The 12,077-nt window shown below is 56.9% G+C and carries 9 protein-coding genes and 1 other annotated feature (1 of these 10 cut by a window edge); all 9 genes read right to left on the minus strand.

Features of this window, described 5'->3' with window-relative positions; all coding sequences use genetic code 11:
* Window positions 1-54 precede the first annotated feature (54 nt).
* Complete coding sequence (gene uvrA / locus HW273_RS09165; protein ID WP_179011730.1) at window positions 55-2,883, minus strand: excinuclease ABC subunit UvrA; 2,829 nt, start codon at window positions 2,881-2,883, stop codon at window positions 55-57.
* A gap of 128 nt (window positions 2,884-3,011) precedes the next feature.
* A complete protein-coding gene (locus tag HW273_RS09170) occupies window positions 3,012-3,758 on the minus strand; it encodes an amino acid ABC transporter ATP-binding protein (protein ID WP_179011732.1) in 747 nt (248 codons plus the stop codon).
* Window positions 3,759-3,775: 17 nt separating this feature from the next.
* A complete protein-coding gene (locus HW273_RS09175; protein WP_179011734.1) occupies window positions 3,776-4,450 on the minus strand; it encodes an amino acid ABC transporter permease in 675 nt (224 codons plus the stop codon).
* A 101-nt stretch (window positions 4,451-4,551) separates the two neighbouring features.
* The gene (locus HW273_RS09180) at window positions 4,552-5,337 is read right to left on the minus strand and encodes a transporter substrate-binding domain-containing protein (RefSeq protein WP_179011736.1); all 786 of its coding nucleotides are present in this window, start codon (window positions 5,335-5,337) and stop codon (window positions 4,552-4,554) included.
* Window positions 5,338-5,516: 179 nt separating this feature from the next.
* On the minus strand, window positions 5,517-6,020 hold the full coding sequence (locus tag HW273_RS09185; RefSeq protein WP_179011738.1) for a Gx transporter family protein: 504 nt from the start codon (window positions 6,018-6,020) through the stop codon (window positions 5,517-5,519).
* Window positions 6,021-6,180: 160 nt separating this feature from the next.
* Window positions 6,181-6,378, minus strand: coding sequence for a cold-shock protein (locus tag HW273_RS09190; protein ID WP_179011740.1), 198 nt, complete (start codon window positions 6,376-6,378; stop codon window positions 6,181-6,183).
* 54 nt (window positions 6,379-6,432) lie between these two features.
* Window positions 6,433-8,997, minus strand: a complete 2,565-nt coding sequence (locus HW273_RS09195) for a bifunctional diguanylate cyclase/phosphodiesterase (protein WP_179011742.1) — start codon at window positions 8,995-8,997, stop codon at window positions 6,433-6,435.
* Between the two features lie 242 nt (window positions 8,998-9,239).
* Complete coding sequence (ilvD, locus tag HW273_RS09200; RefSeq protein WP_179011744.1) at window positions 9,240-10,919, minus strand: dihydroxy-acid dehydratase; 1,680 nt, start codon at window positions 10,917-10,919, stop codon at window positions 9,240-9,242.
* 59 nt (window positions 10,920-10,978) lie between these two features.
* Entirely contained in the window at window positions 10,979-11,917 is a 939-nt protein-coding gene (locus tag HW273_RS09205) for a bile acid:sodium symporter family protein (RefSeq protein ID WP_179011746.1), read from the minus strand.
* 123 nt (window positions 11,918-12,040) lie between these two features.
* Window positions 12,041-12,077: a binding site (T-box leader), on the minus strand; it runs 215 nt beyond the window's last position.

Here is a 12,077-nt window from a genome sequence, read left to right on the forward strand (position 1 = left end):
AGGGAAATATCAATTCCTCCATGGCACATACACTACGAGTAATGCAATGCTTCCTTAACGCAGATAGCGCGCTACATATTTCCCTGTATAGGAGCTCTCACAGCGCGCAACCTCCTCCGGCGTGCCGGTGCAAATTACCGTTCCGCCGCCGTCTCCGCCCTCCGGACCCATATCAATGATATAGTCCGCGCACTTGATAACATCCAGATTATGCTCGATGACAACGACGGTATTGCCGTTCTCCGCGAGCTGCTGCAGCATTGCCACCAGACGCCGCACATCCTCAAAATGAAGCCCTGTCGTCGGCTCGTCCAGAATGTAGATGGTTCTGCCGGTACCGCGGCGGGAGAGCTCCGTCGCGAGCTTGATGCGCTGTGCCTCTCCGCCGGAGAGCTCCGTGCTGGGCTGGCCGAGCCGGACATAGCCGAGTCCGACATCATAGAGCGTTTGGATCTTCCGCGTAATCGAGGGCACATTCCGGAAGAAATCCAGCGCCTCCTCCACCGTCATGTTCAGCACATCGTAGATGCTTTTGCCTTTATACTTCACCTCCAGTGTCTCCCGGTTATAACGCCTGCCGCCGCAGACCTCACAGGGCACATAGACGTCCGGCAGGAAGTGCATCTCAATCTTCACGATGCCGTCGCCGGAGCACGCCTCACACCGTCCGCCCTTCACATTGAAGGAGAAGCGCCCCTTCGCGTAGCCCCGCGCCTTCGCGTCCTGCGTCGCGGCGAAGAGGTCGCGGATCATGTCGAAGACGCCGGTATAGGTTGCCGGATTCGAGCGCGGTGTCCTGCCGATCGGGCTCTGGTCGATATCGATGACCTTATCCAGCTTCTCGTCCCCCTCGATCGCCCGGAAGCGCCCGGGGATCATGCGGGCGCGGTTCAGCCGCTTCGCGAGCGCCTTGTGCAGAATCTCATTGACCAGAGAGGACTTCCCCGAGCCGGACACACCGGTTACGCAGGTGAAGACGCCGAGCGGGAACGCAACATCGATATCCTTCAGATTGTTCTCCGCTGCACCGAGCACCCTGAGCCAATCCTTCGGCTCTCTGCGCCGCTCCGGCAGCTCGATCCGGCGCCTCCCGGAGAGATACTGTCCGGTGATGCTCTCCGGAATCTCCATGATTTCCTGTGCGGTGCCGGTCGCGACGACCTGTCCGCCATGCTCTCCCGCTCCGGGTCCGATATCGACGATGAAGTCCGCCTCCCGCATCGTATCCTCGTCATGCTCCACGACGATGACCGAGTTTCCGAGGTCGCGGAGGCACTTCAGCGTCGCGATCAGCCTATCGTTGTCCCGCTGATGCAGCCCGATGCTCGGCTCATCCAAAATATATGCCACGCCGACCAGACCGGAGCCGATCTGCGTCGCCAGCCGGATCCGCTGCGCCTCTCCGCCGGACAGCGTCCCCGCCGTACGGGACAGACTCAGATAGTTCAGCCCCACATCGATCATAAACCTGATGCGGGCACGGATCTCCTTGATAACCTGCTCGCCGATCTTCCGCTGCATCTCGCTGAGCTCGAGTCCGGAGATCCAGTCATAGAAGCGCTCTGTAGAGAGCTCGGTTGCCGCGTAGATATTGAGCTCCCCCACCGTCACCGCCAGAGAGCTCTGCTTCAGACGCGCCCCCTTGCAGACCGGGCAGGGCGTGATCCGCATATACTGCTCATACTCCGCCTTCATCCTGTCAGAGAAGCACTCCTTATAGCGCCGATTCACATTCTCCGCCAACCCCTCGAAGGCAACCTGATGAATGTTGCCCTTGCCGAACTGAGATGCATACCGCACCGTCACCTTCTCTCCTTTAGTACCGTGCAGGATCTTCTCCCGGATCTCCGGTCGGAGCTCCCGAAACGGCGTATCCAGACTGAAGCCGTAACGCTCCGCCATCGCGGTAAGCATCGCGTGCGTGAAGCTTCCCTCGTCCTTCGAATTCATCCAGCCGAGCACGGAGATCGCGCCCTGATTGATCGACAGGCTCTCGTCCGGAATCATCAGCGCCGCGTCGAACTCCATCTTGTAGCCGATGCCGAAGCACTCCGGGCAGGCTCCGAAGGGATTGTTAAAGGAGAAGCTGCGCGGCTCGATCTCCTCTATGCTGATCTCGCAATCGGGACAGGTAAAGCTCGTCGAGAGGTGGATCTCCTCCCCGCCGATCACATCCACCGTCACCAGTCCGCCGGTCAGGTCCACGACCTGCTCGATCGACTCCGCGAGCCGCTTCTCGATCCCCGCGCGGACGACGAGACGATCCACAACAATCTCTATCGTATGCCGGAGGTTCTTCTCCAGAGCGATCTCCTCGGAGAGCTCATACATATTGCCGTCGATGCGGACACGGACATATCCGGAGCGGCGCGCGCTCTGCAGCACCTTCTCATGCATACCCTTCTTGCCGCGGACGATCGGTGCGAGAAGCTGGATCCGTGTTCCCTCCTCCATCCGGAGGAGCTGATCCACCATCTCATCCACCGTCTGCCGCCGGATCTCCCTGCCGCACTTCGGGCAGTGCGGGATGCCGATGCGCGCATAGAGCAGCCGCAGATAGTCATAGATCTCCGTCACCGTGCCGACCGTGGAGCGCGGGTTCCGATTCGTGCTTTTCTGGTCGATCGAGATCGCCGGAGACAGTCCCTCGATCAGCTCGACATTCGGCTTCTCCATCTGCCCCAGAAACTGCCTCGCATAGGAGGACAGGCTCTCCATGTAGCGGCGCTGTCCCTCTGCATAGATCGTATCAAAGGCGAGCGAGGACTTCCCGGAGCCGGAGAGCCCGGTCAGGACGACCAGCTCATCCCGCGGGATATCCAGATCGATATGCTTCAGGTTGTGCTCGCTCGCACCTCGTATTTTAATAAACTTTCTTTCCACAACTTTCCCTTCTCTCCATCCTGTTTCGGGCACCTCCGCCCGCTTCTCTCTTCTTCACGCAAAGCAAAGGCCGGCAAACAATTGTTCGCCGACCTATCGTAACACGAATATTTCCGGAATTCAAGGACTCACAGCACCTTCGACAGAAATGTCTTCAGCCTCTCATTCTCCGGATGCTCGAAGAAGCTCTCCGGACTGCCCTCCGTAACAAAATTTCCGCCCTCCAGGAACATAACCCTGTCCGAGACCTCCCTCGCAAAGCCCATCTCATGCGTCACGACCACCATTGTCATATGCTCCTCCGCAAGCTGCTTCATGACCTGCAGCACCTCGCCGACCATCTCCGGATCCAGCGCGGAGGTCGGCTCGTCAAAGAGCATCACATCCGGGTGCATCGCCAGCGCGCGGACGATCGCAGCTCTTTGCTGCTGTCCGCCGGAGAGCTGATTCGGGTAGCTCTCTGCCTTGTCTGCGAGTCCGACTCTCGTGAGAAGCTGCATCGCTTCCGCCTCTGCCGCTTCCCTCTCCTGCTTCCGAAGCCGGATCGGGCCGAGCATCAGATTTTCCAGTATCGTCATATGCGGAAAGAGATTGAACTGCTGGAAGACCATTCCCATCTTCTGACGGAGCCGGTCAATATCCGTACCCTTCGCCGTAATTTCCGTACCTTCAAAAAAGATCTTCCCCTCCGTCGGCGTCTCCAGCAGGTTCAGACAGCGCAGAAAGGTAGACTTTCCGGAGCCGGAGGGACCGATCACGCAGACCACCTCTCCCTTCCGGATCTCTGTCGAAATCTCGTTCAATACCCTGAGCGTCTGAAATCGCTTCGACAGCTTCTCAATTTTAAGGAGCACTTCTCCGTTTTTTACTTCCATTTTTCCTCCTCTCCGACTCAGGTGTTCTGCAATCTTCTTTCCATCCGCTTCTCAACGTTGGAAAGCACCACCGTGAGGAAGAGATAAATGAGGGCAACCGTGAGCAGCGGCGTCCATGCGTCGTAGGTTCTCGAGCGGATGATATCTCCGCCCTTCGTCAGATCCTGCACCGCCACATAGCCGATGACCGCCGTCTCCTTGATCAGTACGATAAACTCGTTAAATACCGCCGGCAGTACATTTTTGAGCGCCTGCGGCAGAATAATGAAGCGCATGGTCTCCGCATAGTTGAAGCCGAGCGAGCGCCCCGCCTCCATCTGTCCGTTCGGAATCGACATGATGCCGGAACGGATGATCTCCGCGACATAGGCTGCGGAATTCAGCCCAAATGCAATGCAGCCGATGAAGATCCCCGAGAAGATCCGAGAGGTGAAGATACAGTAGCTGAAGATCAAAAGCTGAATGACGGAGGGCGTCCCGCGGATCACTGTGATGTACAGCTTCGCGATGAGATCCGGCAGCCTGAGCTTCCCTGTCTTGTCATGCGTCGTCCGGATTACCGCGAGGAGCATGCCGAGCACGACACCGATCAGCAGTGCGAATGCCGTAATCAGCAGCGTATTTTTCAGCCCGTCCACGAGGTAGAGCCACCTCTGATCCTTGATGAAATTCAGATAGATTCTCTCCTGCATACCCCTCTCCCTTTCTTGCCGTTCCCCTGATGCGGGCAGGAAGCGGAGTCTCGCTGCCTGCCCGATGTCTTGTCTTCCCTCTGCGGGAATACCGCTCCCGCTTACTGCTCCTTGATATACTTCGCGATGATCTCGTCCAGCCTGCCGGAATCCTTCAGCTTCTTGATCGCGGAATTGATGCCGTTCAGGAGCTCCGTATTGCCCTTCTTCACACAGATCGCATACTCCTCATCCGCATAGGCGGTGTCCAGGATTTTCAGCCCGCTGCTGCTCTCTACGAAGGCCTTCGCCGTGCTGCTGTCAATAACGACCGCATCGATTTTTCCCGCGGAAAGCGCCTGCACTGCGTCCGAGCCCTTCGGGAATCTCTGGGTATTGGCATCGCCGAGGTCATCGCTGATGTAGATATCGCCAGTCGTCCCCTGCTGCACGCCAATCAGCTTCCCCTCGAGATCCTCCGGGCCTGTGATAACGGAGTCTTCCGGTACGATAATCGCCTGCACCGCCGTCGCATAGCTGTCAGAGAAATCAACATTCTTCAATCTGTCCTCCGTCACCGTCATGCCTGCTGCACCGAAATCGATCTTACCGGCCTGCACCGCCGGAAGCACCGCGTCGAACGCCATATCGGAGATTTCCAGCTTTGCTCCCAGCTCCTCCGCGATGGCTGCGGCGATCTCGGCGTCGATACCGACGATGCTGTCCCCCTCGTGATACTCATACGGCGGAAACTCCGCATTTGTCCCCATGATAAGGGTCTTTCCCGCATAGGAGGACTGCGCCGCCGCACTGCCCTCTGTCTTCGCGGAGCCTGCTGCGGAAGATCCGCACGCCGCCAATAGAAAAGCTGAAATCACTGCCGCTGTAAGGATACCGAACTTTTTCATAATACCTCCTCCGGGAACGCTTCCCCCGCTTCTCGCCCCTATATGAATAAATATACGAGCCATACAAGTTATGCGGCTATTATACTTCTGAAAATTCAAAAGTCAAGCATATTTCTGCATTTTTTTAGAATAATTTCGAGTTTTATGCAATTTGTCTCCAAAATATGCAGATATTTCCCTCACAGCCTTTGCAGAAAGCGATGCAGATGCGTGCTCAGCGCTCCCGCCGTGAGTCCGATCGCGGCACCCGCTGCGATACCCGCTGCGAGCAGCACCGGAAAGTAGAGCAGGAGCTGCGGAGAATGTAGCAGCAGCATCGCTGTCAGAAGCTGCCCCAGATTGTGGAGGACGCCTCCGCAGATGCTGACGGCAGTCCGGGAAAGCTGCCAGCTTTTCAGCAGCAGCATCCCTCCGAAGCTCAGGAAAAAGCCCGCGAGAGAGTAGGCAATGGTCATGGCGTTGCCGAAGCTCATCGCCACCAGCAGGATACGGGCGAAGCTGATCAGCAGCGTCGCGGGCGTGCCGATCGAATAGAGCCCGACGACCGTCACGATATTCGGCAGCCCGAGCTTCACGCCCGGTACGCCGATACTAAACGGCAGGATCGCCTCGATATAGCTCAGCACCATGGACAGGGCGAGCAGCATTCCGTAAAGGCTTATTTTCTTTGCTTTCTGGTTCATTCTCCTCCTCACAGAAAAATCAAGGGCAAGGAAAGAGGCGATGTCCTTCGACACCGCCCCGCTTTTCTTTTCTTTGTTCTTGAGTACTTCCTGTAATTCATGACCCCTCTCCGGAAAGAGGAGCTTCTTTCAAAATCAGGTACATTCTCCAAGAGAAAAATTAAAGCTTTACAACCTTCGTAGCCTGAGGTCCCTTTGCACCGTCAACTACCTCGAACTCTACCGCCTGTCCCTCTTCAAGAGACTTGAAGCCATCGCCGGCAAGCCCTGAATAGTGTACGAATACGTCCTTCCCTGTCTCGTCAGAGATGAAGCCGTATCCCTTCTGGTTATTGAACCACTTTACTGTACCTTTCATTTGTGTACCTCCAAAAATCTCTGCAATCGATATTGACTGCCAAGGGAGATACTATCATAAAGCCCGGGTTCCGTCAACCGGAACAATGGAAATTTTCGGTTCCTCCGGCTCCCAGTCGCGAATCTTCTCCGGTTCCTCCGGCCGGCTGAAATAGTATCCCTGGATCGTGTCGCAGGAAAGCGCATGGAGTCTCTCATACTGCCACCTCTGCTCCACGCCCTCCACAATCACCCGCTTGCCCAGATAGTGAATCGTATTGATCAGACTGGCGAGCAGATCCTCGTTATCCACGAGATAGCGATCCACCAGCGTCTTGTCGATCTTCAGTGCGGAAATCGGAATGTAGGAAAGGTAACCGAAGGAGGAGTAGCCGGTGCCGAAATCATCCAGATGAATGCAGATGCCCGCCTCTGTCAGACGCCGGAACATCTCCCGGGAATGCTCCGTTTCTTCCAGCAGGATGCTTTCCGTAACCTCCAGCACCAGATACTTCGCAGCGATCCGATACTGCTCCAGCAGCTCAAACACATAATCGACATATCCGAGGTCATTCAGCTGGTAGCTCGAAAAATTCACGGAGATCGGACGAAGCGCTGTTCCCTCATTCCTCCAGCGGGCAAGCTGGCGGATCACCATCCGCGTCGTCATGCGGCCGATCGTACTGATATAGCCGTAACGCTCCGCGATCGGGATGAAGATGCCGGGCGAAACCGCCTCTCCGCGTATGCGCACCAGCGCCTCATAGCCGCTGACCCTACCGCTCAGGCAGTCCACCTGCGGCTGGTAAACCATGTAGAGATTTTCCTCCAGCACGGCATCCTGCACCAGCTTGCGGAGCTCGTTGTCCCGTTCCGTCTTCTCCCTGAGCTTATCCGAATAGAAGATGATCTGATTCTTGCCGTTCCGCTTCGCCTCCGCAGCCGCCGTATCCGCATCCATCACAACCCTCACGCCCGATGCGGTCTCTGAGGTCGCCACACCGCCGCTGGCGCTCATCAGGATCTTGCCGGTTCCCACCTCGATCGACTGCTTGAAGATGTGGTTGATGTCCTGTATCTCCTCGCTGTCCTGTGTCAGCACCCTGCCCAGATATACGATCAGGAAGGCATCTCCGCCGAAGCGGGCTGCCACGACCTTATGAGAGTAGCTGTATTCCCGGAGCATCTGCCCGAGCTTCCCCAGATAATCATCCCCGACCTCATGCCCGTGGGACTCGTTAATCTCCTTCAGATTGTCCACGTCCATCAGCACCGCGGAATACTGCTTCTCCATCGGAAGCCGCGTCTGAAGATACTGCACCACGGTATGGCGGTTCATCAGCTTCGTCATATTATCATGGCTCGCCTCATACTGCAGCTCCTGCTGCAAGGCCAGAAGCCCCTGATTGCTCGCCTTCAGCTCCTCCGCGGTTCGTTCGCTCAGCCAGCGGTTGATGGAGGCATTCGCCCAGAAGCATGCCAGGGAAGCGGCAAGCAGCAGCATGATCCCGAAAATACGCAAGTAGAGCATCATCCCCTCTCCGGGTGCATGCAGAATGACAGCGTTTCTCGGCACCTTCCTCCGATTCAGCCCGTACTTCACCAATGCCTTGTAGTCAAATATAAAGGTGCCCGGCGCGGAGGCGGAAAGACGGATATCCTTGGTCGGAATCCCCTTCTCCACGATCTCCACCGCTGCGTACGCCGCATTGGAGGCAAGCTTCGCATAGTCCAGCTGTCTGCCGCCGGTGATCCCATCCCCGAAGCCGCCGTAGCCGTCGTGATAAACCGGCGTCCCTGAGGCGCCCGTAATCAGGGCTACGCTCTCGGGAATCGTATAATTCCTGCCATCCTTGTCCCGGAACGCGGAGAGATAAAGCAGAATCGTCGTCTTGTCCAATCCGGAGAGGATATTTCGGAGCTCCGCCGGCGTATAATTCGAGAAGTCCAGCCCTCCGAAGCGAAGACTCGGAAACTTCGTCTCGAGCGCATAGAAATTCTGCCGATCCGCCACCCCCGTCAGTGAATCATCATAGATACAGATCAGCTTGTCTGCCTCCGGCTGCAATTTCATCGCCGCCGCGATCGTGTTCTCCAAAAAATAAGGCTCCACATAGCCGCAGATATAATCATTCTGCGCCGCCAGCTCCGCCGTCTCCTGATTATTGACCGCGAAGAATACGATCGGGGTATGCGGGAAGAGCTCCTCCTGATACTTCATCGTGAATTCCAGCGCCGCATCATCTCCGACGAGAATCGCGTCATAGGGCTTCCGCTGCTTCAGTAGTGCCTGCATATAGTAGAAGAAAGCAAGATAGTCCCCTTCGCTGTCAAACTTCTTCGAGTTCATCGAGAAATTATCCAGCTTGATCTGGTGGGCATCCAGCATGCTTCGAATCCCCTCAAGCTGCGGCATAAAGGTGCCGAAGCTCGCGCTGTAGGAGCTCAGAAAGCAGAACTGATACTTCTCCTGCCCTTCCTCCGGAGACACCGTATCTGTAATCTGCGTTTGGGCGGTATTTTTCGTGCGGATCTCCTCATTCCAGAAACGGAGGAGGAAAAGCAGAAAGAGGAAGAAGAGAAGAATCCCGATACTGATCAGAATGTCACTGATATTATGATACTTTTCGTGATGCTTCATATTACCCATATCCTCTTGCTTTCAATCCGGCGTCCTCTGTATCATATCTTATTTTCTCCGTCTTTTCCACAATTTGCCTGAAGTATATTCCCACTTACAATTTCAAGTACAGCGATCCGGCTGAGAAGCGCCCTATCGCTGACCCAGCATTTGAAAGCTTCCGCAGGGAAGCACTGCTTTATTCAAGCCTCACGCTCCATGGGCTCCCCCGGAGGACAGCCCCGCAGGGCGCGGCAGAACCGTCATTTCGATAGCCGAAGCGCCTCCGGGAGCTCGAGGATCGCGCCACGGTTGCCGCTGGTCACCAGCGCCTGATAGCGAGCGAGATAGCCGTCCGTCACCCGCGGTGCGCGCGGCTTCCACTCCGCTCTTCGCTTCGCGAGCTCCGCTTCGCTGACCTTCATATTCAGTGCGTTGTTCGGAATATCCACGGAAATGATATCCCCCTCTCGGACGAGCGCGATCGGCCCGCCGACCGCCGCCTCCGGTGAGACATGTCCGATTGCCGCGCCGCGGGATGCACCGGAGAAGCGTCCGTCTGTAATCAGCGCCACTGTCGAGCCCAATCCCATTCCGATGATGGCGGAGGTCGGATTCAGCATCTCCCGCATACCGGGGCCTCCCTTCGGCCCCTCGTAGCGGATCACAACCACGTCGCCGGGATGAATCTCTCCCCCCTTGATCGCGCGGATCGCATCCTCCTCGCAGTCGAAGACCCGCGCAGGGCCCTCATGCCGCATCATTTCCGCTGCCACCGCAGAGCGCTTCACGATACCGGTATCCGGCGCGAGATTCCCCCGCAGTACGGCGATGCCGCCGGTCTCGCTGTACGGATTCTCGATCGGGCGGATGATCTCCGGGTCGCGGTTCACCGCATCCCGAATGTTCTCCCCGACCGTCTTCCCCGTCACAGTCGGGAGCGTAAGGTCGAGCAGCTCCCGCTTCGAAAGCTCCCTCATCACGGCATAGACGCCGCCCGCCTCATTGAGATCCTCCATGAAGCTGTAGCCCGCCGGTGCCAGATGGCAGAGGTTCGGCGTCTTTGCGGAAATTTCATTCGCATATTCCATATTGAGCTCGATACCGCACTCATGGGCAATCGCGGGAAGATGCAGCATGGTGTTAGTAGAACAGCCCAGCGCCATATCCACCGTCAGGGCGTTATGGAATGCCGCCTCTGTCATGATGTCGCGCGGACAGATATTCTTTTCCAGCATTTCCATGACCGCATACCCCGCCTCCTTGGCGAGACGGATCCGCGCGGAATAGACTGCCGGAATCGTGCCGTTGCCGCGAAGTCCCATGCCGATCGCCTCAGTCAGACAGTTCATCGAGTTCGCGGTATACATCCCGGAGCAGGAGCCGCAGGTCGGACAGACATTCTCCTCATAGACCTGCAGCTCCTCACGGGACAGCCTGCCCGCCTCATAGCTGCCTACCGCCTCGAAGATCGAGGAAAGGGAACGTTTTTTGCCGTTGACATGCCCCGCCAGCATCGGCCCGCCGGAGACGAAGACGGTCGGCACATTTACCCTCGCCGCCGCCATCAGGAGCCCCGGCACGTTCTTGTCGCAGTTCGGAATCATTACCAGCGCATCAAACTGGTGCGCCCTCGCGAGTGCCTCCGTGGAATCCGCAATCAAATCCCTCGTCACGAGTGAATACTTCATCCCGACATGCCCCATCGCGATGCCGTCGCAGACCGCAATCGCAGGAACCATGACCGGCATTCCTCCCGCCTCCGCGACGCCGAGCTTCACTGCCTCGAGAACCTTGTCAAGGTTCATGTGCCCCGGCACGATCTCATTGTAGGAGCAGACAATGCCGATCATCGGCTTCTTCATCTCCCGCTCCGTGAAGCCGAGCGCATTGAAGAGGCTGCGGTGCGGCGCCTGCTGGATTCCCTCTCTCACATTATACATATTGGTTTTCTCCTCCTTACTCCATAGACCTCTCCCATCTTACACAAAGGCAGGACGGATTACAAGCGATTCTGCGACTTATAAAAATCCGCAAGCAGCGCACCGGAGATATTATGCCATACCGAGAATACAGCCCCCGGAATCGTCGCCAGCGGGTACTGTGCGAAGTGTGTCGCGGCGAGGCTGGTTGCCAGACCGGAGTTCTGCATCCCAACCTCAATCGAAATCGCACGGCACTTCGTAAGATCCATTCCCGTCAGTTTCGCCGCGGCATATCCCGTGCAGTAGCCGAGAAGATTATGGCAGATCACGACCGCAACGATCAGAAGTCCGGAGCGCATCAGACGCGCTGCATTCGCAGAAACCACCGCTGCAATGATCAGTATGATCGCCGTCGCAGACAGCAGCGGCAGGACGCGCACCAGTCTTTCCGTAAGGCTGCGGAAAAAGTAATTCACGATCAGCCCCAGCACGATCGGAAGCAGCACAACCTTGATGACAGAAACAAACATCGCCAATACCCTGACATTTACAGTCTGTCCTGCGTAGAGAAGCGTCAGCAGCGGCGTCATCAGCGGTGCGAGAAGCGTAGATACCGAGGTCATAGATACGGAAAGCGCCACATCTCCGCCTGAGAGATAGGTCATCACATTGGACGAGGTTCCGCCCGGACAGGTTCCTACCAGGATCACGCCGATTGCAAGCTCCGGTTCCAGCCGGAAGAGCTTCGTCAGGAGGAATGCGAGCAGCGGCATCAGCGTAAACTGGCAGACCGCTCCGATCACCACATCCTTCGGACGGCGGAAAACCTCTGCGAAGTCCGATGCCCGAAGCGTCAGCCCCATTCCGAACATCACGATCCCGAGCAGTGTATTGACCCAGGAGGTCTTTACCCAGCTAAGGGAAGCAGGCATAAGCAGCGCCAATGCTGCAATCACAATGACAATCAGTGCCATCCACTTACTGACAAATTCGCTCAGCTTTTCCAGTACCTTCATTCCTTCTCTCCTCTCTCTTCCATAAATTCCCTCCATGCTTGTTCCCTGCTTCGTGTGACGCAGCTTCGCCCGGGAGGCTTCATACAGTAAAATACGCCTCTGCCTCTCTGTGCATCTCAGCACATAAGAGACAAAGGCGTATAAGCTCTGCGGTACCACT

The organism is Oribacterium sp. oral taxon 102 (assembly GCF_013394775.1).
In the GTDB taxonomy this organism is placed as follows: Bacteria; Bacillota; Clostridia; order Lachnospirales; family Lachnospiraceae; genus Oribacterium.